At 28.6% G+C, this 25,243-nt stretch carries 23 protein-coding genes; 10 read left to right on the forward strand and 13 right to left on the reverse strand.

The features are described 5' to 3' along the window. The first annotated feature begins 68 nt into the window (after positions 1 to 68). The 6 genes from MHL31_RS13110 (at position 69) to MHL31_RS13135 (ending at position 4,566) form a co-directional block, all read left to right on the forward strand. Positions 69 to 1,109 (forward strand): asparaginase, encoded by a 1,041-nt coding sequence (locus MHL31_RS13110; protein ID WP_240226399.1) that lies wholly within the window; start codon positions 69 to 71, stop codon positions 1,107 to 1,109. Between the two features lie 292 nt (positions 1,110 to 1,401). Continuing rightward, on the forward strand, positions 1,402 to 2,148 hold the full coding sequence (locus tag MHL31_RS13115) for a MotA/TolQ/ExbB proton channel family protein (protein WP_240226400.1): 747 nt from the start codon (positions 1,402 to 1,404) through the stop codon (positions 2,146 to 2,148). 8 nt (positions 2,149 to 2,156) lie between these two features. Next, positions 2,157 to 2,618: a hypothetical protein gene (locus MHL31_RS13120; protein WP_240226401.1), complete on the forward strand. Its 462-nt coding sequence runs from the start codon at positions 2,157 to 2,159 to the stop codon at positions 2,616 to 2,618. Between the two features lie 7 nt (positions 2,619 to 2,625). Further along, positions 2,626 to 3,243: a biopolymer transporter ExbD gene (locus MHL31_RS13125; RefSeq protein ID WP_240226402.1), complete on the forward strand. Its 618-nt coding sequence runs from the start codon at positions 2,626 to 2,628 to the stop codon at positions 3,241 to 3,243. A gap of 9 nt (positions 3,244 to 3,252) precedes the next feature. Then, the gene (locus MHL31_RS13130; RefSeq protein WP_240226403.1) at positions 3,253 to 3,723 is read left to right on the forward strand and encodes a biopolymer transporter ExbD; all 471 of its coding nucleotides are present in this window, start codon (positions 3,253 to 3,255) and stop codon (positions 3,721 to 3,723) included. A gap of 159 nt (positions 3,724 to 3,882) precedes the next feature. Continuing rightward, a complete protein-coding gene (locus MHL31_RS13135) occupies positions 3,883 to 4,566 on the forward strand; it encodes a porin family protein (RefSeq protein ID WP_240226404.1) in 684 nt (227 codons plus the stop codon). Here MHL31_RS13135 and MHL31_RS13140 read toward each other — a convergent pair. The 7 genes from MHL31_RS13140 to pyrH form a co-directional block, all read right to left on the reverse strand. Further along, a complete protein-coding gene (locus tag MHL31_RS13140) occupies positions 4,554 to 5,162 on the reverse strand; it encodes a hypothetical protein (protein ID WP_240226405.1) in 609 nt (202 codons plus the stop codon). The two genes, MHL31_RS13135 and MHL31_RS13140, sit on opposite strands and share 13 nt — an antisense overlap. Positions 5,163 to 5,178: 16 nt before the next feature. Then, a complete protein-coding gene (rpoN, locus tag MHL31_RS13145; RefSeq protein WP_240226406.1) occupies positions 5,179 to 6,633 on the reverse strand; it encodes an RNA polymerase factor sigma-54 in 1,455 nt (484 codons plus the stop codon). A gap of 109 nt (positions 6,634 to 6,742) precedes the next feature. Continuing rightward, positions 6,743 to 8,176 (reverse strand): asparagine--tRNA ligase, encoded by a 1,434-nt coding sequence (gene asnS / locus MHL31_RS13150; protein WP_240226407.1) that lies wholly within the window; start codon positions 8,174 to 8,176, stop codon positions 6,743 to 6,745. A 151-nt stretch (positions 8,177 to 8,327) separates the two neighbouring features. Next, entirely contained in the window at positions 8,328 to 10,700 is a 2,373-nt protein-coding gene (locus MHL31_RS13155) for an RND family transporter (RefSeq protein WP_240226408.1), read from the reverse strand. A gap of 56 nt (positions 10,701 to 10,756) precedes the next feature. Next, on the reverse strand, positions 10,757 to 13,270 hold the full coding sequence (locus MHL31_RS13160) for a DUF5686 and carboxypeptidase-like regulatory domain-containing protein (RefSeq protein ID WP_240226409.1): 2,514 nt from the start codon (positions 13,268 to 13,270) through the stop codon (positions 10,757 to 10,759). 198 nt (positions 13,271 to 13,468) lie between these two features. Continuing rightward, on the reverse strand, positions 13,469 to 14,023 hold the full coding sequence (gene frr, locus MHL31_RS13165; RefSeq protein WP_240226410.1) for a ribosome recycling factor: 555 nt from the start codon (positions 14,021 to 14,023) through the stop codon (positions 13,469 to 13,471). Between the two features lie 23 nt (positions 14,024 to 14,046). Further along, a complete protein-coding gene (gene pyrH / locus MHL31_RS13170; RefSeq protein WP_240226411.1) occupies positions 14,047 to 14,757 on the reverse strand; it encodes a UMP kinase in 711 nt (236 codons plus the stop codon). A 255-nt stretch (positions 14,758 to 15,012) separates the two neighbouring features. Between pyrH and MHL31_RS13175 the strand changes: the two genes are divergently transcribed. Then, a complete protein-coding gene (locus MHL31_RS13175) occupies positions 15,013 to 16,119 on the forward strand; it encodes an acyltransferase family protein (protein ID WP_240226412.1) in 1,107 nt (368 codons plus the stop codon). A gap of 77 nt (positions 16,120 to 16,196) precedes the next feature. Here the strand turns inward: MHL31_RS13175 and tsf are convergent, their stop codons facing one another. The 5 genes from tsf to polA form a co-directional block, all read right to left on the reverse strand. After that, positions 16,197 to 17,165 carry a translation elongation factor Ts gene (gene tsf / locus MHL31_RS13180; RefSeq protein WP_240226413.1) on the reverse strand — a complete coding sequence of 323 codons (969 nt, stop codon included), beginning with the start codon at positions 17,163 to 17,165 and terminating at the stop codon, positions 16,197 to 16,199. Positions 17,166 to 17,214: 49 nt separating this feature from the next. Further along, on the reverse strand, positions 17,215 to 17,961 hold the full coding sequence (rpsB, locus tag MHL31_RS13185) for a 30S ribosomal protein S2 (RefSeq protein ID WP_240226414.1): 747 nt from the start codon (positions 17,959 to 17,961) through the stop codon (positions 17,215 to 17,217). Positions 17,962 to 18,131: 170 nt separating this feature from the next. Further along, positions 18,132 to 18,518, reverse strand: a complete 387-nt coding sequence (gene rpsI, locus MHL31_RS13190) for a 30S ribosomal protein S9 (RefSeq protein WP_240226415.1) — start codon at positions 18,516 to 18,518, stop codon at positions 18,132 to 18,134. Continuing rightward, positions 18,518 to 18,973, reverse strand: a complete 456-nt coding sequence (rplM, locus tag MHL31_RS13195) for a 50S ribosomal protein L13 (protein WP_240226416.1) — start codon at positions 18,971 to 18,973, stop codon at positions 18,518 to 18,520. The genes rpsI and rplM overlap by 1 nt, the downstream gene beginning before the upstream one ends. Positions 18,974 to 19,215: 242 nt before the next feature. Next, positions 19,216 to 22,050, reverse strand: coding sequence for a DNA polymerase I (gene polA / locus MHL31_RS13200; RefSeq protein ID WP_240226417.1), 2,835 nt, complete (start codon positions 22,048 to 22,050; stop codon positions 19,216 to 19,218). A 130-nt stretch (positions 22,051 to 22,180) separates the two neighbouring features. On the opposite strand from polA, the gene MHL31_RS13205 reads away from it, so the two are divergent. The 3 genes from MHL31_RS13205 (at position 22,181) to MHL31_RS13215 (ending at position 24,890) form a co-directional block, all read left to right on the forward strand. Beyond that, positions 22,181 to 23,392 carry a metallophosphoesterase gene (locus tag MHL31_RS13205; protein WP_240226418.1) on the forward strand — a complete coding sequence of 404 codons (1,212 nt, stop codon included), beginning with the start codon at positions 22,181 to 22,183 and terminating at the stop codon, positions 23,390 to 23,392. Between the two features lie 87 nt (positions 23,393 to 23,479). Next, a complete protein-coding gene (locus MHL31_RS13210; RefSeq protein WP_240226419.1) occupies positions 23,480 to 23,776 on the forward strand; it encodes a co-chaperone YbbN in 297 nt (98 codons plus the stop codon). A 265-nt stretch (positions 23,777 to 24,041) separates the two neighbouring features. After that, positions 24,042 to 24,890 (forward strand): AraC family transcriptional regulator, encoded by an 849-nt coding sequence (locus tag MHL31_RS13215; RefSeq protein WP_240226420.1) that lies wholly within the window; start codon positions 24,042 to 24,044, stop codon positions 24,888 to 24,890. Here MHL31_RS13215 and MHL31_RS13220 read toward each other — a convergent pair. Next, a complete protein-coding gene (locus MHL31_RS13220) occupies positions 24,887 to 25,243 on the reverse strand; it encodes an MmcQ/YjbR family DNA-binding protein (RefSeq protein WP_240226421.1) in 357 nt (118 codons plus the stop codon). The two genes, MHL31_RS13215 and MHL31_RS13220, sit on opposite strands and share 4 nt — an antisense overlap.

Genomic DNA, 25,243 nt, shown 5'->3' on the forward strand with positions numbered 1-25,243 from the left:
TTAGTTAATGCATTTTAATTTGGTAAATTTACCGCATAAATTATTCCAAATATAAGCATTCAGACAAAATGACAAAAATTCCTAAAATACTTTTAATATATACTGGAGGAACCATAGGTATGGTTAAAGACTTTAATACAGGTGTGTTAAAAACCTTTAATTTTGATAAACTGTTAATGCACATACCAGAAATTAACCTTTTAAATTGTGATATAGATAGTATTTCGTTTGAAGAACCAATAGACTCTTCAAATATGAATGTTTCAAATTGGGTTATTTTAGCTGAAATAATTGAGAAAAATTATTACAATTTTGATGGTTTTGTTATTCTACATGGTTCCGACACCATGTCTTACACCGCTTCAGTAATTAGTTTTATGTTTGAAAACTTGTCGAAACCAATAATTTTTACAGGATCTCAATTACCAATTGGTGATTTACGTACAGATGCAAAAGAGAACTTAATTACATCCATTCAAATAGCATCTTCACAAGAGCATGGGCAACCCGTTGTTTCAGAAGTTTGTCTGTATTTTGAATACAAATTATATAGAGCAAATAGAACAACTAAGGTAAATGCGGAACATTTTCAAGCATTTTATTCGCCAAATTTTCCACCTTTAGGTGAGAGCGGAGTTTATTTGAAATTTTCAAAACAGCTTTTATTTAAACCAAACATAGGAAGCGAGCTTTTAAAAGTTAGAAAAACATTAGATAATAATATTGCTATTTTAAAAATTTTCCCTGGAATTACAAAAGAAGTTGTTGCAGCTATTTTATCTATAGAAAATTTAAAAGGTGTTATTATAGAAACTTATGGTTCTGGAAATGCACCAACGGAAAAGTGGTTTGTAAATTTATTAGAGCAAGCAATTAGTAAAGGTATTTACATAGTAAATGTTACACAATGTACTAGCGGTAGTGTTATTTTAGGTCATTATGAAACAAGTGAACACCTAAAAAATATAGGAATTATTAATGGAAAAGACATCACTACAGAGTCTGCTTTGGCAAAATTAATGTATTTGTTAGGTGAAAATTTGCCGCAAAGTGCGTTTAAAGCTATTTTTGAAAAACCTTTGCGGGGTGAAATGAGTGAAGAATTGTAGCTTTTATTAAATAAAAAACAACATTTCATTTTTTTTTATACCGATTTATTAAAATAAACTAAGTTTTTTCTTTAAATCAAAAAATAATATATGTTTATAAATAAATAATTTAAAGTGCTTGTAAAATTTTCAAAATTCAACAATTTTTTGTTACTTGCCTTCGCAAAAGTTTAATTACAGAAGAGACTTTTGATAGTCATTAGACTTTTAAACTTACTCTTTATGAAATAACTATTTGTTAAAAAAAATTATATATTTAACCGTAAAATTAATAAATTAACTATTACACACGATGAAAAGAGTATTTACTATCCTTGCAATTACAGGGTTATTGTTATTTGGAGCAGCACCTAAAGCTATTGCACAAGATGCAGCAAACACAGAACAGGTTGCAAACGACACAGAATCAAAAACATTTCACCAAGAATTAAAACAACGTTTTATTGAAGGTGGACCATTTTTTATGGGAATTGTATTAGTAGCCTTAATTTTAGGGTTGGCAATTGCTATTGAAAGAATTATTTACCTTAATATGGCCACTACAAATACTAAGAAATTAGTAAATAAAGTAGATGATGCACTTGCTTCAGGTGGTGTAGAAGCTGCTAAAGAAGTATGTAGAAATACAAAAGGGCCTGTTGCTTCTATATTCTACCAAGGTTTAGATAGAATGGATGAAGGTGTAGACGCAGCTGAGAAAGCAGTTGTTGGTTACGGAGGAGTTCAAATGGGATTATTAGAGAAAAACATTTCTTGGTTATCTTTATTTATTGCTTTAGCACCAATGCTTGGTTTCATGGGAACAGTAATTGGTATGATTAGTGCATTTGATTCAATCCAACAAGCTGGTGATATTTCTCCAACAGTTGTTGCTGGTGGTATTAAAGTAGCATTATTAACAACAGTATTTGGTTTAATTGTTGCAATTATTCTTCAAATTTTTTACAACTACATTATTTCTAAAGTAGATAGTATTGTAAACAATATGGAAGACGCTTCAATTTCACTTGTTGACCTTTTGGTTAAACACAAAAAATAAGAGAGATCATGAATAAGAAATTTTCAAAAATATTAACCTTAATAGCAGGTCTTATTGGAGTAATAGCATTCTATTTCTTCATTAGAATTGTTATGGTAGGTGATGAAACAATTGAAACAGATGCCGAAGTTCAGGCAAGTATCGTTTCTCCATTTATAAGTTTTGCTAATATAGTATTAATTGCAACAGCAGTTATTGCCGTTGTGTTTTCTATGTTAAACTTAGTAAAACATCCACAAGTATTAAAAAGAACATTAATTGGTATTGTTGCTTTAGCAGTAATATTGATAATAGCATATTCTGTTTCTTCAGATGCAGCTGTTTTAGATGTTAGTGGAAGAGTTTTAGAAGATGGTGAAGCAGGAGCTGTTTCAAAATGGGTTAGTACAGGTATAAACTTCAGCGCTATTTTAGGTGTTGTAGGTTTAGGATTCTTTGTGGTTGACTTTGTAAGATCACTAGCAAAATAATAGCACTATGGCAAGAAGAGAAAATTCAGAAATAAATGCTGGTTCAATGGCAGACATTGCGTTCTTGCTTTTAATATTTTTCTTAGTTACAACAACTATGGATGTTGATTCTGGTATTTCTAGAAAATTACCAGAAAAATCAGAAGATACTCCAGAAGTAACTATTAAAGAAAAGAATGTTTTAGATATCACTGTAAATAGAAATAATCAAATCCTTATTGAAGGAACTGATTTTGTTCAAGTTACTGATATACGTAAAATAGCGATGGATTTTATTGATAATGGTGGTGGTTTATCTGTTGCAAAAGACGGTCAACCAGCGCAACCTTGCGATTACTGTCAAGGAGCAAAAGATCCAGCATCGTCAGATCATCCAACAAAAGCAATTATATCTTTACAAAGCGATAGAGGAACAACTTATGGAATGTATGTTTCTATTCAAAATGAAATAGAAGCTGCTTATAATGAGTTGAGAAACAGAATGGCTTTAGAAAAATATGAAAGAACTTATAGTGATTTGTTAAAAGAGTATAATGATAACGGTGGGGAAAGTTTAAAGGAAAAAATTGACTTTTTAAAAGCCAGTTATCCTCAAATTATTACCGAACCAGAACCAATTAAATAATATCAGCACATGAGTAAGTTTAAAAAGAAGAAAAAAGGATTACCTGCAATTTCGACAGCGTCTTTACCTGATATTGTATTTATGTTATTATTCTTTTTTATGGTATCAACTACTATGAGAGAAACGGATTTACTAATTAAAAAACCAATTCTTCCTGCAGCTAGCGAAGTGAAAAAGCTAGAGATGAAAAGTTTGGTTAGTACTATTTATGTTGGTAAATCTAAAGATGCCAGAATTGGTGGAGATAAAATTCAAGTAAATGATAAAATTATTGACGTTAATGATGTTCCTAGTTTTATTTTTGCTGAACGTGCTTTAAGAAAAGAAGAAGAAGTTAAATTTATGACTACTTCTATTAAAGCAGATAAAGAAGCCAATGTAGGTACAATTTTAGATATTAAAGAACAATTAAGAGACATTAATGCTTTAAAAGTAAGTTTTTCAACTACAAAAAGTAGTGATATAAAAGGAAACTTTTAATTAGCATATATTATTAATTTTAAAGAGGCAATCAAAATTGATTGCCTCTTTTGTTTTTATAAAGTATATTTGTTTATTAAGTTAGTGCTTAATTGTATTAACTTAATTATTCATAAGGTTTCAATAGTTAAAAGATTGAAATTAAATAATTAATCTTATATGAAGTTTATATTTTCAATATTTTTAATAATCTATAGTAGTACATTACTTCAAGCACAAAGCAATAAAGATTCTATTAGCGATAATATCTCTTATTTAGAAGATCAATTATATTTAGCCCTTGCATATAACAATTTAAGTAATACGCCTGTAGAGGTGTCTCAAAATGGATTTTCAGGCAGCGTAGCTCTAGGTTTTATAAAAGACATACCATTAAATAGTAATGGGTCTTTTGGTATAGCTTTAGGTATAGGTTATCAATACAATGCATACATTCAAAATTTGAAAATTTCAAATGAAACTGATAATACTGTTTTTTCTATTGCTGAAGATTACAAAACTAATTGGTTAAAGTTACACGCTGTTGATATGCCTTTCGAGATTAGGTGGAGGACTTCAACAATAGATACATATAAATTTTGGAGGGTTTATACCGGTGTAAAAGCTTCTTATATTTTTGCTTCAAAATCTAAATTTAGAGATGATGATAGTACAATAGCTATTAAAGATTTATCTGAATTAAGAAAAATACAGTTTGGACTGACACTTGCTGTTGGTTATAGTACTTGGAATTTGTACTTGTATTATGGATTAAATTCAATTTTTGAAAATGCTTATCTAAACAATTCAGAGCAAATTAATTTTAGAGATTTTAAAGTAGGTCTAAAATTTTATATTATGTAGTAAATTGCATATACAATAAATTGGCTTATTAAACTTGTAATAAATCCTAAATAAACTTCTTTAAGTGTATGTGCATTTAATTTTAATCTAGATGATGAAATTATACCACTTAATATAAAAAAGAAAGCAATAAATACTATTAAATTAATTTGATAATGGTAACTAAAGCAAATTAAAAAACCGATTAAACCACCTATTGCAGCTGTATGTAAACTAATTCTTTGTTTAAAAAATAAATAGACATACGAAATAAAAAAAGTTAGAGTATAACCATAAAACAAGAGAGCTAATAAATCTACAATACTAGCTTTAATTAGCCAATTACCTACTATAATTGAAATTGCAGTAAATAATAAAGTAGGGAATTTACGCTCTTCAATTGATACCATATTGTAGCTACGTATCATTTTATATTGCTTTAATATTAAAAGGAAAATAATTGGAAAAATATATGTTCCTATCAGTATTACCAATAATATTGTATGTTCTTGCGGCTTAAAAATATATTCCGGTCTAAATAAAAAGTAGATGAAAGCCCCAATAATTGGGAAATTTATTGGATGAAAAAAAATAGAGATAAATTTTGATAATTTCATAAGTTATAAGAAGATTTTAAATCTCTTTTCTTAACCGAGCTACTGGTATATCTAATTGTTCTCTATATTTTGCAACAGTTCTTCTAGCTATAGGGTACCCTTTTTCTTTTAGAATAATAGATAACTTGTCATCTGTTAAAGGTTTCTTTTTGCTTTCGTTTGAGACTACAGAAGCTAAAATGTTTTTAATTTCACGGGTCGAAACATCTTCTCCTTGGTCATTTTTCATTGATTCTGAGAAAAATTCTTTAATTAATTTTGTTCCGTAAGGCGTGTTTACATATTTACTATTAGCAACTCTAGAAACTGTTGAAACGTCCATATTAATAACATCTGCAATGTCTTTTAAAATCATTGGTTTTAACTTACGCTCATCACCCGTCAAAAAATATTCTTTCTGATGGTGCATAATAGCATTCATATTTAAAAGTAAGGTTTGTTGACGTTGTTTTATAGCATCTATAAACCATTTTGCAGAGTCTAACTTTTGTTTAATAAACTGAACAGCTTCTTTTTGAGATTTAGATTTTTCTTTAGAGTCTTTATAACCTGAAAGTAAATCGTTATATTCTTTAGAAATATGTAGTTCTGGAGCATTTCTAGAGTTTAGTGTAAGTTCTAATTCTCCTTCAATAATTCTAATAGTAAAATCAGGAACAATTTGCTCAGCTATTTTATTATTACCAATATAAGATCCACCCGGTTTTGGGTTTAATTTTTCAATTTGTTGTATGGCCTCTTTAAGTTGATCTTCTGAAACATGAAATTTTTGTAATAATTTTTTGTAATGTTTCTTTGCAAAATGTTCAAACGAGTTTTCAAGAATATCAATTGCCAAGAGTCTACTTGGTTTTTCGTCTTTTCTTTTTAATTGTAGAATTAAGCATTCCTTTAAACTTCTTGCACCTACTCCAGCAGGATCTAGTTGTTGTACTAAGTTAAGTAATCTTTCTAATTCTTCAATTGTTGTATAGATGTTTTGTGTAAATGCTAAATCATCTAATATATCAATTAAATCACGTCTTATATAACCACTATCGTCTATACTTCCAATTAAAAAATTTGTGATTGTTTCTTCATCTTCTGTTAAGCGAAATGTGTTTATTTGAGTAGTTAAATGTTGTGTAAAAGAGGTTCCAGAGGCATAAGGTATGCTTTTTTCATCATCATCAGATGAGTAATTATTAGCATGTGTTTTATAGCTAGGAATTTCATCATCACTTAAATATTCATCAATATTTATGTCTTCAGTGCTTATATTTTCGTTACCAGTATCATCATATTCATCAGCTTGAGAATTTTCAAATTCATCAGTATTTTCTTTACCACTATCTAAAGCAGGGTTTTCTTCTAATTCTTGTTTTAATTTTTGTTCAAATGCTTGCGTAGGCAATTGAATCAATTTCATTAATTGAATTTGCTGAGGAGATAATTTTTGTAATAACTTAAAATTTAAGCTTTGTTTAAGCATATATTAATTTAATTGTTACTTTTTATAAAAATACAAAAAAACATATAATTCTTCAATTTATGTTTTTTTGTATTTTATCTTATTGGTTATTTATATATTTTATGATTACTTAAAATTCTGCATTTTGAGGCGTTCTAGGAAATGGTATTACATCTCTAATATTACCCATACCAGTTGTAAATTGTACCAAACGCTCAAAACCTAAGCCAAAGCCACTATGAACTGCGGTTCCAAATTTTCGAGTATCTAAATACCACCATAATTCTTTTTCATCAATTTCTAGTGCCTCCATTTTTTGTTTTAATACATCTAAGCGCTCTTCACGTTGGCTTCCTCCAACAATTTCTCCAATTCCTGGGAACAAAACGTCCATTGCTCTTACTGTTTTACCATCATCATTTAAACGCATATAAAATGCTTTAATATTGGCAGGATAATCAAATAAAATTACTGGGCATTTAAAATGTTTTTCAACTAAATAACGTTCGTGTTCACTTTGTAAATCTGCACCCCACTCGTTAATAAGGTATTGAAATTTTTTCTTTTTATTTGGTTTACAATTTCTTAAAATTTCAAAAGCTTCTGTATAAGAAACTCTTTTAAAGTTATTTTCAACTACAAAATTTAGTTTCTCAAGTAAAGTCATTTCACTACGTTGTAATGCAGGTTTACTTTTTTCTTCTTGGTTGAATCTATTATCTAAAAAGGCAATATCATCTTTATAATTGTCTAATACATAATTTATTACAGATTTAATAAAATCTTCTGCTAAATCCATATTATCATCTAAATTATTGAATGCAACCTCTGGTTCAATCATCCAAAATTCTGATAGGTGACGTGTAGTATTTGAATTTTCAGCTCTAAAAGTTGGTCCAAAAGTGTATACTTTTCCTAAAGCCATAGCATACGTTTCTGCTTCTAATTGACCAGAAACTGTAAGGTTGGTCATTTTACCAAAAAAGTCTTTTGAAGCGTCTACTTTTCCTTCTTCGTTTTTTGGAAGGTTTTCAACATCTAAGGTTGTAACTTTAAACATTTCTCCAGCACCTTCGGCATCTGATCCAGTAATTATTGGTGCATGAAAATTATAAAAACCATTTTCAGTAAAATATTTATGAACAGCAAAAGATAAAGCAGAGCGTACTCGCATTACTGCACTAAATGTATTTGTTCTTACTCTTAGATGCGCATGTTCACGTAAAAATTCGAAACTATGTTTTTTTGGTTGTATTGGGTATTCTTCTGGATTAGAATCTCCTAGTATTTCAATTTCATTTACTTGAATTTCAACAGATTGTCCTTTTCCTTGACTTTCAACTAAAGTACCTTTTACAGAAACTGCAGCTCCTGTGGTAATACGTTTTAGAACGGTTTCGTCTGTTTTTTCAAAATCAACAACACATTGTATATTATTTATAGTTGAACCATCATTTAAAGCTATAAATCTATTGGCTCTAAATGTTCTAACCCAACCTTTTAGGGTTACGTCTTGTAAAAAATTATTTGAACCTAAAAGTTCAAGAACTGTACTTCTATTCATGTTTAAAATTTTAAGAGTTACAAAGATACACTAACTAATGAAAGTTGAAAAGTCTAATTGTGTAAAAGTATTTTAATACGTTGCTATAAAATGTCTCAGCATTGTTTAAAAAATAACTTTTAGATAAAAAAGAGTTATTTGCCTCTGTTAGTTACTTCTCATTGGTATCTTCGGGGGTAAGAATGTCTAAAGTTGGTTTTTTAAATGTTTTTTTATTAGCAATCTTTTTTTCTAATGAAAGTAATAATGAAGGAAGTAATAATAAATTCGATACCATTGCAAATAACAATGTAATTGAAACTAAACCTCCTAAAGCAATAGTTCCTCCAAAGCTAGAGACTGTAAATACTAAAAATCCAAAAAATAATACAATTGAAGTGTAAAACATACTTACTCCAGTTTCTCTTAATGCAGCGTATACCGAGTGTTTAATTTTCCAATTATTAACCATTAATTCTTGACGATATTTTGCTAAAAAATGAATAGTATCATCTACCGATATACCAAAAGCAATACTAAAAACTAAAATTGTTGATGGTTTTATAGGTACCCCTAAATATCCCATTAAACCTGCGGTAATAAGTAATGGAAATATATTTGGAATTAAAGAAATTACAATCATTCTAAAAGAACGAAATAGAAAAGCCATAAAAACAGCGATTAATATAATTGCTAACGAAAGCGAAATGACTAAATTATTTATTAAAAAAGTAGTTCCTTTTAAAAATACCAACGCACCACCAGTCATACTTACATTATAATCTTCTTTAGGAAATTCTTTGTCAATTTTTTGAATTAATCGGTCTTCAATTATTTCCATTTTATCGGTACCAATATCTTTCATAAAGGTTGTTAATCTTGCATAACGTCCAGTTGAATCAACAAAGTTGTTCAATAAATTGCTATCTGTTGTTGCTTTTTTTGTATAAGATAGTATCCAATTTTTTTCTTGATTGTTTGGTAATTCGTAATATTCTGGTTTTCCGTTGTAGAAAGCTTGTTTAGAATATTTAACTAAATTTAAAACTGAAATAGATTTCGAAAGTTGAGGAATCTCATCTATAGTTTCATCTAATTTATTCATGCGCTGCAACGTACTAAGTTTCATAACACCATTTTCAGCCTTAGTATCAATTACAATTTCAAGCGGCATTATGCCTCCAAATTCTTCTTCAAAAAATACAATATCTTTAAAAAATGGTTTGCCTTTAGGCATGTCTTCTATTAAACTTCCAGATATTTTAATCATATAAATACCAATCATACTTACAATAATTAAAATAACAGTTGTTGCATATACTGTTAATCTATGGTGTCTAACTATAGATTCCATCCAAGTAACAATGGTGTCAATCCATTTGCGTTCTAGATGTTTTAGGTGTTTTTCTTTAGGTAATGGTAAAAAACTGTATATAATTGGTATAATTAATAAAGCTAAAACAAATATTGCTAAAATATTGATAGAAGCTATAGTACCAAATTCTCTTAATAACTGACTTTTTGTAAAAATAAATGTAGCAAAACCAGAGGCTGTTGTAACATTAGTCATTAAAGTAGCGTTTCCAACTTTAGAAATTACACGTTGTAAAGATTTAGCTTGATTTCCGTGTTTTTTTACTTCTTGTTGGTATTTATTTATTAAAAATATGGCGTTTGGAACTCCAATTACAATAATTAATGGCGGAATTAATGCCATTAAAACGCTAATTTCATACCTAAATAATCCAATAAACCCAAAAGCCCAAATTACACCAATACTAACAACTATTAAGGTAATAAAAGTTGCTCTAAAAGATCTAAAGAAGAAGAAGAAAATAAGTGCGGTTACACCCAAAGCAAGTGCAACAAAAATACCTATTTCATCTATAATATTTTGGGCGTTCATGGTACGTATATAAGGCATACCAGAAACTCTAATATCGATGTTATAGTCTTGTTCAAATTTTTCGATTGCTGGATTTAAAGCATCGAAGATAAAGTCTTTTCTAACAGCAGTATTTACAATGTCTTTTTTAAGGTAGACAATTGTTCTAATAGTTTCAGACTTTTTATTAAATAAAAAATTATCGTAAAAAGGAAGATTTTCAAAGAGTTCATTTTTTATTTTTAGAACTTCTTCTGTTGTTTCTGGCGGATTTACGTATAATGGTTCTAGGTCAAATTTTTGTTCGGTTTTATTTTTTGTTAATTTTTGAATATCACCAATTGCAACAGTAAAATCTACTTCGGCAAAACTGTCTAGTTGTTTAGATAAATTATTCCAAGCCTTAAATTTTTCAGGAGTAAATATTGAAGGATCTTCAGTTGCTAAAATTATTAGATTTCCTTCTTCTCCAAAAAGGTCTAAAAATTTATTATATTCTATGTTTACTTGATGGTTGTCAGGTAAAAGATTGGCTTCTGTATACGAAAAACGCATATATTGCATTTGTGTAGCCAATAAATAAGTGCAAATTGCAATTAAAAGAATTATAAAATACCGACCTTTTAAAATCAGCCTAGAAATATGAGCCCAGAAATTCATTAAAAAAAATTTCTTGCAAAGTTAATAAAATAGTTGAGCTTTTAATTACCTAATAGTTAAAAACCAAGTCTAAATTTATAAGTTAGTTTTATGGCTAAATTATCGCTCCATTCTACATTTTTATATACGCCATACCTGTAAAAGCTACTTAATCCAAAACCTTTAAATAAGCCATTAAATTCGAGTCCACTTTCTAAATAAGCTTTATTTAATCCTTTAAAAATTAGTCCGCTATGGTATTCAGGATTGTCTATTTTTCCAATTGCAACTCTACTTACTAATGTTAATTGAGGTTTAAACTTTTTACTAATATTAAAAGGTGTTAATTGGTGCTTAATGTGTAAGGCGGCAAACTTATCTGAAATAAATTCGTTGTAGCTCATAGTTTCGAAACTATTTTTACCAGCAAAAGTAATACGTTTTATCCAAGGATTTTTAAAAGTATAATTTGGTGTTGCATTAAACAAGTGTGAAATTGGAGTGTCTCCAAAAACAATACCTCCTTCAGCTAAAATAGTTGTAGTTGCTTTTTTTATGGGATGTATTTTATGTAAAACTCTTAGGCTTATTTGTGTAAAATTAAAATCACTTTGCAATAAGTTTTCAAAGCTTTTTGTAAGTTGAAATGTAAATTGTGGAAATACATTTTTTATTTTGAGTTTTCCAACTGGTGAATTCATATACTCGTTTTTAGGATTGTATTGAAAACCCAAAGTAGCAAGTGTTAATTTATAATCTATTAAATTTTTATTTAAAGAGTTGAACTGGTATTCGAAAACTGGTAGATAATTCCCTGTACTAACCTGAAATTTTGCTTCTAAATTTGGTTGTATATCATGTGTAATAAAGGCTTTTACAATTTTATAATTGTAAAATTTATCAATATTTAAATTTCTTGGATTAATAGGGGAGAATGAGTTGTTTTCTTTTATAAAATCTAAAGCAGCTGCTTCTTTTAAATCGTTTGTAAAACTTCCACCAATCCAAGTGTTGTTATTTTTGTTTAGTCTAGTAGAGGCTCCAATACTATATTTAAAATCTTTGTCTTTTGTGCCATATGCTATATATGATTCTATTTTAAAAACATTCGAAAAATTACTGTTGGTTTCTCCTCCAAAACCTAAGCGTACACCTTCGTAGTTGTTTAAATTTAAAATCTTTCCAAGATTAAGATTGATATATTTAGTAGGAAAATAACCTTTAAGAATATTACGAGCAAAATTTATTTTTTTTTCAACACCTTCGGTTTTTGCTATGCTATCTAAATAACTATATGTATTTTCTCCTCGTTGTGTAAGAGTATCTGTCCTGTATAAATTCCAAAATTCAGCCGATTTTTTATGAGCATCATCATTAAATTGTATTGTAGTGGCAGATTTTTTCACAGATACAGGAGTGTTAATGTGAATATTTGAATTTGATGTTTTAGAAATAAAATATGTAACATCGCTTTCGTTTTTTGTATTTGTATTAATTATGGAATCATTTTTTTTGCTTTCTGAAAACTTCACTGCTCCACCAAATAAAGCTATGTTTTCTTTGTTTTCCCCTTTTTTTAACACAATATCCATATTGCTTGGAAACCAAATGTTAAATTGTTTTAAGTACTTGTAATTTTGGGTAGCTTTTACATTTACCAAACCCTTTAACTCAACAATGGCTTTAGTAATTGCAAATTGTTTGGTGTCTATATATAAAACACCCTCTAGCCCTAAAGTTTGTTTTACTTCTTTTTGTTTAAAATGTATAATTATAGATTTTCCATTCGCATTGTTTATAGTATCTAGAATTTTATAATTGTATTTTTTTAAAGCGTTATTAGCAATTGGGTTTGTATATTTTGTGCCTGCCAACGTGTAAAATTCTTTATAAAAAGAAAGATCTTGAAATGTGATAGCTAATAGTTCGTAAATCGGTTGTTTTAATCCAGCCATTCTAGAAGCTAAAACAACTTCTTTTTGTTTCTTTCCTTTTTGAAATTTATATTCCGAAATTTTTTCAGAAATGAATAAATGCTGTTTTATAATGTCTTTTTTGAATTTATAATTTGAGGAATCTACATGTAAAAACTTTTTTTCTTCACCTTTTTTTACAAAAAAAACAGAGTCAATTTTTCCATTTATAGAATCTGGATTTGCAGTAACTAGAATTTTGTTGTAGCTGTTGAATTGATAAGTGTTTAAAGCTTTTTCAATATTGTTTATAGGTTTGTTTTTAATGGTATTTCTAATAATACCTAGCGCAGGATTTTCTTTAGCTTTAATTAAAATTTCATTCAGATTTTCAACAGAAGAATTTAATTTAATTTTTAAAAATTTAGAATAATTGTTTAGGGGTATTTCTAAAGTGGTATAGCCGATATAAGAAATTTTGATGGTAGTAAAAGGATCTTTTGTTTGTATATAGAATTTTCCATCAGTATCTGTTAATACTCCAAAACCTGTATTTGTTGTTACAGATGCAAAAGGCAGTGCTTTTTTTGTTTTACTATCTGTAACAATTCCCTGAATTTGGTTTTGAGATAGCGCTAAAAAAGGAATTACAAACAGTAAAAAAAGTGCCTTTTTCATTAAAATATTTTAGAGGGTAAAAAATATATGAATAAAAAAAGACCATCAAATATGTTATAAAATTCACTAAGTACGAATTATATGAATTAATCTTTTGTTGAGCAGTAACAGTAGATTATTTCTTGTTTCGCAATTAGGTTAAATTATACATTTTAGATAGCCTTTTTGCTTTTAGAATGAATTATTAAGGCTTAATATTTATACCTTCATAATTTCAACATCTTTTATTTTATAAAGCTCATCAATTTCTAAGCTAAATTTATCGGTTAAATTTTGAATACTTACTTCAGCATTAGCTTTCATATCTTCAGAAACATCAGCTTTTTTAATTTCTTGCATAGCTTCTCTACGGTCATTTCTAATACTTACTTTTGCAGTTTCAGCTGTTGCTTTTGCTTGTTTAGATAAATTTTTACGTCTTTCTTCAGTTAAAACAGGAACGTTAATAATTACAACTTCACCATTATTCATAGGGTTAAAACCTAAATTTGCATTCATAATGGCTTTTTCAATTTCATGTAACATGTTTTTTTCCCATGGTTGTACTGTAATTGTATGTGCATCCATAGTTCCAACATTAGCAACTTGCGCTAAAGGAGTTTGTGAACCGTAATAATCTACAGTTACACCACTTAACATTGTTGGGCTAGCTTTTCCAGCTCTAATGTTTCTGAACTCTTTTTCTAAATGCACAATTGCTTCTTGCATTAATTCTTTTGTACTATCTATAATAAAGTCTAATTCTTCATTCATAATTAAAACATTTTAATTTCTAACTAATTATCAACTTTTGTTCCAATATTTTCTCCTGATATTACTTTTTCCAGGTTTCCTTTTGTATTCATATCAAAAACAATAATTGGTAAATTATTTTCTTGACTTAAAGCAAAGGCAGTCATATCCATAACTTTTAAACCTTTATTCATCACTTCTTTATAAGAAATGGTGTCAAATTTAATAGCATTGTCGTTTTTTTCTGGATCCTTATTGTAAATTCCATCTACACGTGTTCCTTTTAAAATAACTTCAGCACCAATTTCTATTGCTCTTAAAACAGCAGCAGTATCTGTTGTAAAGTATGGATTACCTGTTCCGCAACCAAAAATTACCACACGACCTTTTTCTAAATGGCGTACAGCTCTTCTTTTTATAAAAGGTTCTGCAACTTGTTCCATTTTTATAGCTGTTAGTAATCTAGTTTTAATACCAGCGGTTTCAATTGCGCTTTGTAATGCTAATCCATTTATTGCAGTTGCTAACATACCCATATAATCGCCCTGAACTCTATCGATACCGTTACTTGCTCCAGCAATACCTCTAAAAATATTACCACCACCAATAACAATGGCAACTTCAATATTTTGATCTACAATATTTTTTATATCTTGAGCATAATCTGCTAATCTTTTTGGGTCTATTCCATATTGTTGGTCGCCCATTAGAGCTTCACCACTTAATTTTAATAGAATTCTTTTATATGATGCCATAATTTGTTTGAAAGTTATGCAAATATAATAAATAGTTTATAAGTATAAATGGAATGTTTAATTTGAATTGATGTAAAAATGAGTATTAGATAAATTAAAATGAAATTAATTACTATTAAAAATGAAGCTCAAATGAAGCTGATTCTTAACAATTTTATTAAATTTATATGGATAAAAATAATATATAATTACTGTTAAGTTTTTAATGGCTATTTATGTTTATTTTATTAATTATTAATTTAAAAAATAAATAATATGGCAGTGTCCCAAAGATTAATAGCTTTAGATGTTTTAAGAGGCTTAACAATTGCTTTAATGATTATGGTTAATACTCCAGGTAGTTGGAGTTATGTGTACCCACCATTACTTCATGCAAAATGGCATGGGTGTACACCAACTGATTTAGTATTTCCATTTTTTCTTTTTATTGTTGGAGTTTCAATGTTTTATTCATTTAAAAAATTTAATAAAGGTATTACTTCATCAAGTTTTAAAAAAGTAATAAAGAGAACTTTAATTATTTTTTTACTAGGCTTATTTTTAAATTTATTTCCAAAATTTAATTTTGAAAATGTTAGATTTTTAGGAGTTTTACAACGTATTGCAATAGCTTATGGTTTAGCGGCATTGTTGTGTTTACAATTTAATGTAAAAACGTTGAAATATATTTTTGCTGCAATTTTATTAGGGTATTGGGGAATTTTATATTTTGGTAACCCCATAGCTCCTTTTGATCAAACGGGGAATTTAGTTCAGCAAATTGATTTAGCTATTTTAGGTGAAAACCATATGTATAAAGGTCTTGGTTTTACTTTTGATCCTGAAGGATTATTATCTTCTTTTCCATCAATTGCAACTGTTTTATTGGGTTATTTTGCTGGAAATATTATTGAATTCTCTAAAAGTACACTAGACACTATTAAAAAGTTTGTAATGTACGGACTTATTTTAGCAGTTGTGGGCTTGGTTTGGGGTACTATTTTTCCAATAAATAAATCGCTTTGGACCAGTACTTATGTAATTTATGCTGGTGGTTTAGCTTTATTGTTTTTAGCACTGTTATTATGGATTATCGATGTTAAAGGCTTTAAAAAGTGGTCAACGCCATTTATTCATTTTGGAACAAACCCATTATTTATTTTTATGTTTTCGGGTATTTATGTAAAAACAATTATTTATTTGGTAAAGATTAATATGTCTAATGGAGATACGCTTACAGGTTATAGTTATTTGTATAATCAAGTATTTGTACCAATTGCAGGGAATATGAATGGTTCTTTATTATTTGCAATAACGCACATTATATTCTTTTGGTTTTTAACCTATGTACTTTATAGGAAAAAGATTTTTATTAAAATTTAATAAGATTTCTTTAAGAATAAACATAAAAAAACCTCGCATTTGCGAGGTTTTTTTATATCTAAATTTAATAGTATAGTTTATACTAAAGAAATTCTTTTAAAATCAGTAACAGTTACATCTCCAATAGATTTAACATATTCTGCAACTGTAATTTTTTCATCTTTAATAAAATTTTGATCAAGAAGACATTGTTCGTGATCTAAAGTAGTATTATCAGAAATAAAACGTTCTAATTTTCCAGGAAGAATTCTATCCCATATAGCTTCTGGTTTACCTTCAGCTTTTAATTCTTCTTTTAATTTTAATTTAGTTTGTTCAATAACTTCATCAGTTAATTGAGATCTTGAAATAAAAGTAGGAACATTTTTAAGTGTTTTACCTAATCTAGCAAGTTCAATATTATCTTTTTCAATTACTGCAATTCTAGCTTCAGTTTCAGAAGCAACATAAGCAGGATCAAAATCTTTGTAAGATAATGTAGTAGCACCCATTGCAGCTACTTGCATAGATACATCTTTAGCAACAACATCAGAACCTTCTATATTAGCAGATAATACAGTTAAACTAGCAATTTTATTTCCAACATGAATATAAGAACCAATATAAGGACCTGATACTTTTTCAAATCCAGCAATTTCTAATTTTTCACCAATAACTCCAGTTTGCTCAATTAATTTTTCAGCAACAGTCATTCCACCAAAATCAGCAGCTAAAAAATCTTCTTTAGAATCACAGTTTACTGCAATTTTAGCAAAATCAGTAGCTAAAGCAACAAAAGCATCATTTTTAGCAACAAAGTCTGTTTCACAATTAAGAGAAATAATAACGCCTTGTGTATTGTCATCATTTACATATGCAATAGCAGCACCTTCAGATGAATCTCTGTCAGCTCTTTTTGCTGCAACTTTTTGACCTTTTTTACGTAAAATATCAACTGCTTTGTCAAAATCTCCTTCTGCTTCAACAAGTGCATTTTTACAATCCATCATACCTGCACCTGTAGATTGTCTTAATTTATTTACTTCTTGGGCTGTAATTTTCGCCATTTTATTATTGTTTTTTGTTGAATTTAAGCATTCAACTATTTTACTTTAATTATTTTTTTACCTCTTTTTTTGTTTCAGCTTTTGCTTCTGCAGCTTTTTCTTTACCTGCTTTTCTTTCAGATAAACCTTCAGCAACTGCATCAGTAATATGTCCTAAAACTTTTTCAATAGATTTTGAAGCATCATCATTTGCAGGAACTACATAATCAATTCCTCTTGGATCAGAGTTTGTGTCGATCATTGCAAAAATTGGAATACTTAATTTTTTAGCTTCAGCAATAGCAATGTGTTCTTTTTTTACATCAACTACAAAAATTGCACCTGGTAAACGTGTCATATCTGTAATAGAACCTAAGTTTTTGTCTAATTTTTCACGTTGACGGTTAATTTGTAATTGTTCTCTTTTAGAAAGAGCGGCAAAAGACCCATCTTGTTTCATTCTATCAATTGTAGCCATTTTTTTAACAGCTTTTCTAATAGTAACAAAGTTTGTTAACATTCCACCTGGCCATCTTTCTGTGATGTAAGGCATGTTAACACTTTTAGATTTGTCTGCAATAATTTCTTTTGCTTGTTTTTTTGTAGCTACAAAAAGGATTTTTCTACCTGAAGATGCAATTTTCTTTAAAGCTTCAGAAGCTTCTTCGATTTTTGCTGCGGTTTTGTAAAGGTCAATAATATGTACACCGTTACGTTCTCCGTAAATGTAAGGAGCCATGTTTGGATCCCATTTTCTAGTTAGGTGACCAAAATGTACACCTGCGTCTAATAAATCTTTAATTTCAATATTTGCCATTTGTATTTAGTTTACGTTCCGTTGAGTTAGCAATAGGGAAGTAGCGTATAAACGATCTTCCCTATTTGGATGCTAAACTTATTACAGTCATTGACTGATCAACGACAACTTTGTTTTTAATTTTAATAAGTCACCAAATAAATTGGTGTACCAATACTTGTATAAAACGATTAACGTTTTGAGAATTGGAATTTTTTTCTTGCTTTCTTTTGACCGAATTTTTTACGTTCAACCATTCTTGGGTCTCTAGTAAGTAAACCTTCTGGTTTAAGAATTGCTCTATTTTCAGGGTCTAACTCAACTAAAACTCTAGAAATTGCTAAACGAATAGCTTCTGCTTGTCCTGTAATACCACCTCCAAAAACATTAATTTTAATATCAAATGCTTCTGCATTATCAGTTAAATTTAACGCTTGTAAAACTTTGTATTGTAAGTGAGGAGTAGTAAAATACTCTTTATAATCTTTTTTGTTAACGGTAATATTTCCTTTTCCTTCAGAAACATACACACGTGCAACAGCTGTTTTTCTTCTACCTATTTTGTGAATTGTATCCATTATTTAAGATCGTTAAGGTTAATAGCTTTAGGTGTTTGTGCAGTTTGACCATGTTCAGCACCTGCGTAAACATATAAATTTCTGTACAAAGTACTTCCTAAAATATTTTTAGGTAACATTCCTTTTACTGCTTTTTCTACAAGACGTGTTGGGTCTTTTTCAAACATTTCTGTTGCAGTTAATGATCTTTGTCCTCCTGGGTAACCTGTGTGACGAATGTAAGATTTGTCACTCCATTTTTTTCCAGTTAAATTGATTTTTTCCGCGTTGATAACCACTACATTGTCTCCACAATCTACGTGAGGAGTGTAATTTGGTTTGTATTTACCTCTAATTAGCATTGCTATTTTAGAAGCTAGACGACCCAACGTTTGGCCGTCTGCATCAACTAATACCCACTCTTTAGTAACGGTATTTTTGTTAGCTGACACTGTTTTGTAACTTAATTTACTCACAATTAAATTCTTTGTTATAGTTAAACATTTATTTTTTGTCCCTAAAAAGGGAGTGCAAATGTACAAACTATTCTTCATATAACAAACAGTAAATTTGCAATATTTTTTTTTGAATTTATTTGTTGTTTATCAATAGGTTAAAGTGTTTTTTTTTGAAGTATATTTTGTTTTATTTTTCGATATAAAAAATACGAATGTGTTATCGAAATTTATGAGTCTTTTTAAGATTGATTTTTTCTTGTTTAATGAGCTTCTAACCAGTTTTGTCCTTCTCCTAAATCTACTGTTAAGGGCACGTCAAGTTTAAATGCATTCTCCATTTTTTCTTTAATTATTGGTTTTAAATGCTCCAATTCTTCATTGTGCATATCAAAAACTAATTCATCGTGTACTTGCAATAACATTTTAGTTTTGTAATTTCCTTCTGTTAAAAATTCGTGAATATGAATCATTGCAATTTTTATAATGTCTGCAGCACTTCCTTGAATTGGTGCATTTACAGCATTTCTTTCATCACCAGAACGTACAATAGCATTTTGAGAGTTAATGTTTTTTAGATACCTACGACGATTTAATATAGTTTCAACATAACCATTGTCACGTGCAAAATTAACCTGATTTGCTATGTATTGTTTTAATTTTGGAAAGTTTTTGTAGTAGCTGTCTATTAACTCTTTTGCTTCAGATCTTGATTTATTTAGTTGTTGTGCTAGTGTAAAAGCACCTTGACCGTAAATAATACCAAAGTTTACTGCTTTTGCATCTCCACGTTGCGAGCGACTAACTTCGTTTAAAGGAATGTTAAAAACTTTTGCAGCTGTTGCGGCGTGAATATCTTCTCCTCTGTTAAAGGATGCTATCATAGTTTCGTCTTCACTTAATGCAGCAATTATGCGTAATTCTATTTGAGAATAATCGGCAGCAACCAATGTGTAATTTTTGTTTCTTGGTACAAAAGCTTTTCTAACTTCTCTACCTCTTTCTGTTCTAATTGGTATGTTTTGTAGGTTCGGATTGTTAGAACTTAGCCTTCCTGTTGCTGCAACTGCTTGACTATAAGTTGTGTGTATTCTGTTTGTAACGGAATTTACTTCTCTAGGTAATGCATCTATATAAGTGTTTTTTAGTTTAACCAAACCTCTCCATTCTAATATTTCTTGTACAATTTGATGTTTGGAAGCTAATTTTGATAAAATTTCTTCACCTGTAGCATATTGCCCTGTTTTTGTTTTTTTAGGTTTATCTACTAATTTTAAATGGTCAAATAATACATCTCCCAATTGTTTGGGTGAAGCTAAATTAAAACTGATACCAGCTTCTTTATATATAGAATCTTCAAGTTGTTGAATATCATTTGTTAATTTTTCTGCTAATGAATTTAAAAATGCATCATCTAATTTAATACCTTCTAATTCCATAGAAGCTAAAACTTTTAATACGGGTATTTCTATTTCATTATAGAGTTTTGTTAGCTTGAATTTTTCTAAATCGTTTAGGAAAATTTCTTTTAGTTGAAAAATAATAGCAGCATTTTCAACTGTATATTCGGTTAGTTTTTTTAAATCTATTTCTTTAATTGAAAGTTGGTTTTTTCCTTTTTTTCCAATTAAATCGACGCTGTTTATTGGTTGGTAATTTAAGTAAGTTTCAGAAAGTACGTTCATATTATGACGCATATCTGGATGCAATAAATAATGTGCTAATTGGGTATCAAATAAATTTCCTTGAACTTTAATATTATAAGTGCTAAGTACTTTTATGGTAAATTTTAATTCGTGACCTATTTTTTCAATGGTTTCATTTTCGAAAAAAGGAGTTAATTCGTCTAAAATAACTTTTGTTTTTTCTTTGTTTTCTGTCGGAATAAAATATCCTTTTCCTTTTTCGTAAGAGAAAGAAATTCCAACTATTTCTGCTTCAAAAGCATTAAAACCACTAGTTTCAATATGAAAACTTACGGATTTTTGTTGTAATAATTTTTGAAGTAATAGTTTTCTAGAAAGTGTTGTATTTATAAATTGATATACGTGATTTGTATTTTCTATATTTTTATAACCTGTAATTCCTGTTTCTTTAGATTTTTCATCTTCTGGTGAAGCAAATAAATCGAATTGCTGATTTGTATCTGGAGTTGGTTTTGTAGTTTTTTTAGTTTCAGAATCAGTTGTTTTACCAATGGTTTCTGTAGTTGGAATTTTAAATATTTTGTTTAGGTTTTCTGCAATTCTTCGGAATTCTAATTCTTTAAAAATTTCATTTGTTTTTTCGAAATCAGGGTGATTTAACTCAAAATCTTTCTCGTTAAAAGTTACAGGGCAATCTAAAATTATGGTTGCTAATTCTTTTGAAAGTAGTCCTAATGCTTTATTAGCTTCCACTTTTTCTTTCATTTTACCTTTTAGCTCGTGTGTATTTGCTAAAAGATTTTCCATACTTCCGTATTGTTTTATAAATTTTTTTGCAGTTTTATCACCAACACCAGGTAAACCAGGAATATTATCAACGGCATCTCCCATCATTCCTAAATAATCAATTACTTGTTCTGGTTTTTCAACTTCGAACTTTTTTTGAACTTCTGGAATTCCCCATTTTTCAATACCATTCCCCATTCTGGCTGGCTTATACATAAAAATGTTTTCAGAAACTAGTTGTGCAAAATCTTTATCTGGAGTTACCATAAATACTTGAAATCCTTCTTTTTCAGCTTGTTTTGAAAGAGTTCCAATTAAATCGTCTGCTTCAAAACCTTCTTTTTCTATAATTGGAATGTGCATTGCTTCCAGTATTTTATGAATATATGGAATTGCAATTTTTATAGCTTCAGGGGTTTCACTTCTATTAGATTTATATTCAGGAAAAGCTTCATTTCTTGAATGAGAGCCACCTTTGTCAAAAGCAACAGCCAAATGGTCTGGATTTTCTCTTTTTATAACATCTAATAAAGAATTTGTAAACCCTAAAACGGCTGAAGTATCCATACCTTTTGAATTAATTCTAGGATTTTTAATTAGTGCATAATAACCACGAAATATTAATGCAAAAGCATCTAAAAGGAAAAGGCGTTTTTGTGCAGACATCTATTTTTTTATTGAAATTTTTAATTGCAGTAAAAGTACTAAAATCAATTTTAACAATTCATTAATTAAGTTGTTTAACATTTTTTTGGACTTAAAATGTATATTTACAAAAATGAGAAACAATTTTTAAATGATTAGATGGATAGTTTTTATTGCTTTTGTACTTTTTATAGATTTTTATGCTTTTCAAAGTGTAAAAACAATTACTAAAAATAAAATTGTATTTGTATTCTATTGGCTAATATCAATTGCTGTAATTGTAAATGTTGTTTATAGTATTAATTCTATAGAAGCTTCTAAGGGCCTAAATCAGCAAGTAATGCTCTCATTTGGATTGTTGATTTTAACAATAGCGCCTAAAATTATTGCGCTAATTGTGTTGTTTGGTGAAGATGTTTTTAGAGTTTTTAAATCTGTTTTTAATTATTTTTCAGCTACAACTACAACAGGTTATTTGCCAGATAGAAGAGCTTTTGTAAGCAAAGTAGCTTTGGGTTTGGCTGCAATTCCTTTTTCATCAATTTTGTACGGAATTGTAAAAGGTAAATACAATTTTAAAGTAATAAAACACACGTTGGTTTTTGATGATTTACCAAGTGCTTTTGATGGTTTTAAATTAACGCACCTTTCAGATATACATAGTGGTAGTTTTGATAATGAAGAGAAAATTGCGTACGCAATAGATTTAATTAATGAACAAGAATCGGATGTTATTTTATTTACTGGAGATATTGTAAATAATACAGCAGATGAAATGACACCTTGGATTCCATATTTTAAAAAATTAAAAGCAAAAGACGGAAAGTATGCTGTTTTAGGAAATCATGATTATGGTGAATATGTCCGTTGGAATTCTGCAGATGAAAAAGAACAAAATTTTCAATCTATAAAAGATATTCATCCTAAAATTGGATTTAATTTATTGTTGAATGATAGTGTTTATTTAGAAAAAGAAAACGATAAAATAGCTTTAATAGGTGTAGAAAATTGGGGAACACGTTTTAAAAAAGCAGGTGATTTAAATTTGGCTTCTTCAAAAATAAATAAAGTAGATTTTAAAATATTAATGAGTCACGACCCTTCGCATTGGGAACACGAGGTGAAAACACATGAAAATAATTACCATTTAACGCTAAGCGGGCATACACACGGAATGCAATTTGGAATTGAAATACCAGGTATAAAATGGAGCCCTATTAAATATGTTTATAAACATTGGGCTGGAGTGTATAAAGAATTTGGAAAATATATAAATGTAAATAGAGGATTTGGGTTTTTAGCATTTCCTGGTAGAATAGGTATTTGGCCAGAAATTACTGTAATTACACTGAAAAAGAAGTAACTATCAATTTTTTTAATTTAAAATAGTACATTTGTATATATACAGCCTGTTTTTATGCAGCTATAGTCAATAAAAATATAATAAATTATGACAAAATTTGGAGAATTAATAAGTTCTGAGATCCCTGTTTTAATAGATTTTTATACAGAATGGGAAGAAGACTCTGATAATTTGCATTCTGTATTACGAGATGTTGCAGCTGCACTTGGCGATAAAGCTAAAGTGATAAAAATTGATATTGAAAAAAATGAAATTTTAGCAAATGCATTAAGAATTAAAGGAAATCCAACTTTTATTATTTATAAAGATGGAGAAATGAAATGGAGACAATCTGGAGACCAAGATGCAAATTCACTAATTACTTTAGTGCAACAGTATATTTAGATCAATATATTTTGGTTTTATTCTTTTAATTAGCTGTATTATTTTTCAATTCTTATATTTTAAAAAATGGGTGTTTTATAAATGCCAATTGTATAAAAAACGTTCTTTTTAATTTGTGATATTATTTTATCTCTAATATGTTATTTATTTAAAAAAATAGATTAATATTGGCCTATGCTTCTGTTTAGGAGTGAAGTAAGCCTATAATTTAATAAAACACAAATAGTAATAACTTATTTTTTGTTAAAAAAAACAATATAAGCACATGAAAGTTTTACCTTTTACAATTCCAAAACCAAAAAATGTAACAATGTATATTGAGCATTATAAAGGTGAAAATTACTATGAGAAATTACATCAACATAAAGAGATTCAAATTAGTTTAGTTATTGCGGGTGAAGGAACCTTTGCAATTGGTGATTGTGTAGGGAGTTTTAAAAAAAACGATATCTTTGTTTTAGGTGAAAATTTACCACATGTTTTTAAGCGTGATGCCGCTTTTGAACAAGAAACAGAAATGGTGACTTTATTTTTTGCAAAAAATTGTTTTGGAGAAGACTTTTTTGATCTGCCAGAATTTGAATGTTTTAACGATTTTTTTGATGATGCTGTTTTAGGGTATAAGGTTCTGTCAAATAAAAAGGATATTTCCCATATTTTTTCTAAAATTAAATCATTTTCAAAATATCAACAATTTATTAATTTTTTAGAAGTTTTACGCTTAATTTCCGGTGCTGAAAAACGCAAATTATCTTCTTTAATAAATTTAAAAAAATATGCTGGAAATGAAGGGAAAAGAATGAGTGATATTTTTCAATATACAATGGAAAATTTTCATAAAGAAATAAGTTTGCACGATGTTGCAGATATTGCAAATATGACTCCTAATGCATTTTGTAGGTATTTTAAGCAGCGAACCACCAAAACTTTTGTTAACTTTTTAATTGATATTAGAATAGGAAATGCGTGTAAATTATTAACTAAAAAAAACGATTTAAGCATTACTGAAATTTCTTATAAATCGGGTTTTAATAATTTAGCAAATTTTAATAGAAAGTTTAAATTTATAAAAGGTGTAACTCCATCGGAATATAGAAAAAAAAGTAATTATTAAATAAAACCCAATTCTTTTTGGCGTTTTTTTGTAAGCCCTTTTACAACTAAATTGTAAGAATTATTTACCAATTCTTCAATAAGCTTGGTGGGTAAATTACCTTCAATAGTTACTGTGTTCCAATGTTTCTTATTCATATGATATCCTTCAATAATATCGGAATATTCTTCGCGTAGTTGTATTGCCTTTTCCGGATCACATTTTAAATTTGCTGTGGCGGGTTTATTGTTTAAACCAGTTAAAGCAAATAATTTACCAGCTACTTTAAAAACCAAGGTTACATCATCAAAAGGGAAGCTTTCGGTAACATGTTTTTTTGACAAACAATAAGCTCTAAATTGTTCAATATTCAT

It is taken from the genome of Lutibacter sp. A80, assembly GCF_022429645.1.
Lineage (GTDB): Bacteria > Bacteroidota > Bacteroidia > Flavobacteriales > Flavobacteriaceae > Lutibacter.

What these genes read in the sequence shown, in the direction of transcription:
- MHL31_RS13115 (WP_240226400.1), top strand. Translation starts at nt 1,402, where the DNA reads ATGAAAAGAGTATTTACTATCCTTGCAATTACAGGGTTATTGTTATTT.
- rpoN (WP_240226406.1), bottom strand. Translation starts at nt 6,633, where the DNA reads ATGCTTAAACAAAGCTTAAATTTTAAGTTATTACAAAAATTATCTCCT.
- MHL31_RS13140 (WP_240226405.1), bottom strand. Translation starts at nt 5,162, where the DNA reads ATGAAATTATCAAAATTTATCTCTATTTTTTTTCATCCAATAAATTTC.
- polA (WP_240226417.1), bottom strand. Translation starts at nt 22,050, where the DNA reads ATGTCTGCACAAAAACGCCTTTTCCTTTTAGATGCTTTTGCATTAATA.
- MHL31_RS13215 (WP_240226420.1), top strand. Translation starts at nt 24,042, where the DNA reads ATGAAAGTTTTACCTTTTACAATTCCAAAACCAAAAAATGTAACAATG.
- MHL31_RS13135 (WP_240226404.1), top strand. Translation starts at nt 3,883, where the DNA reads ATGAAGTTTATATTTTCAATATTTTTAATAATCTATAGTAGTACATTA.
- MHL31_RS13210 (WP_240226419.1), top strand. Translation starts at nt 23,480, where the DNA reads ATGACAAAATTTGGAGAATTAATAAGTTCTGAGATCCCTGTTTTAATA.
- MHL31_RS13220 (WP_240226421.1), bottom strand. Translation starts at nt 25,243, where the DNA reads ATGAATATTGAACAATTTAGAGCTTATTGTTTGTCAAAAAAACATGTT.
- rpsI (WP_240226415.1), bottom strand. Translation starts at nt 18,518, where the DNA reads ATGGATACAATTCACAAAATAGGTAGAAGAAAAACAGCTGTTGCACGT.
- MHL31_RS13120 (WP_240226401.1), top strand. Translation starts at nt 2,157, where the DNA reads ATGAATAAGAAATTTTCAAAAATATTAACCTTAATAGCAGGTCTTATT.
- MHL31_RS13125 (WP_240226402.1), top strand. Translation starts at nt 2,626, where the DNA reads ATGGCAAGAAGAGAAAATTCAGAAATAAATGCTGGTTCAATGGCAGAC.
- MHL31_RS13110 (WP_240226399.1), top strand. Translation starts at nt 69, where the DNA reads ATGACAAAAATTCCTAAAATACTTTTAATATATACTGGAGGAACCATA.
- rpsB (WP_240226414.1), bottom strand. Translation starts at nt 17,961, where the DNA reads ATGGCAAATATTGAAATTAAAGATTTATTAGACGCAGGTGTACATTTT.
- pyrH (WP_240226411.1), bottom strand. Translation starts at nt 14,757, where the DNA reads ATGGCATCATATAAAAGAATTCTATTAAAATTAAGTGGTGAAGCTCTA.
- frr (WP_240226410.1), bottom strand. Translation starts at nt 14,023, where the DNA reads ATGAATGAAGAATTAGACTTTATTATAGATAGTACAAAAGAATTAATG.
- MHL31_RS13155 (WP_240226408.1), bottom strand. Translation starts at nt 10,700, where the DNA reads ATGAATTTCTGGGCTCATATTTCTAGGCTGATTTTAAAAGGTCGGTAT.
- MHL31_RS13130 (WP_240226403.1), top strand. Translation starts at nt 3,253, where the DNA reads ATGAGTAAGTTTAAAAAGAAGAAAAAAGGATTACCTGCAATTTCGACA.
- MHL31_RS13160 (WP_240226409.1), bottom strand. Translation starts at nt 13,270, where the DNA reads ATGAAAAAGGCACTTTTTTTACTGTTTGTAATTCCTTTTTTAGCGCTA.
- tsf (WP_240226413.1), bottom strand. Translation starts at nt 17,165, where the DNA reads ATGGCGAAAATTACAGCCCAAGAAGTAAATAAATTAAGACAATCTACA.
- asnS (WP_240226407.1), bottom strand. Translation starts at nt 8,176, where the DNA reads ATGAATAGAAGTACAGTTCTTGAACTTTTAGGTTCAAATAATTTTTTA.
- MHL31_RS13205 (WP_240226418.1), top strand. Translation starts at nt 22,181, where the DNA reads ATGATTAGATGGATAGTTTTTATTGCTTTTGTACTTTTTATAGATTTT.
- MHL31_RS13175 (WP_240226412.1), top strand. Translation starts at nt 15,013, where the DNA reads ATGGCAGTGTCCCAAAGATTAATAGCTTTAGATGTTTTAAGAGGCTTA.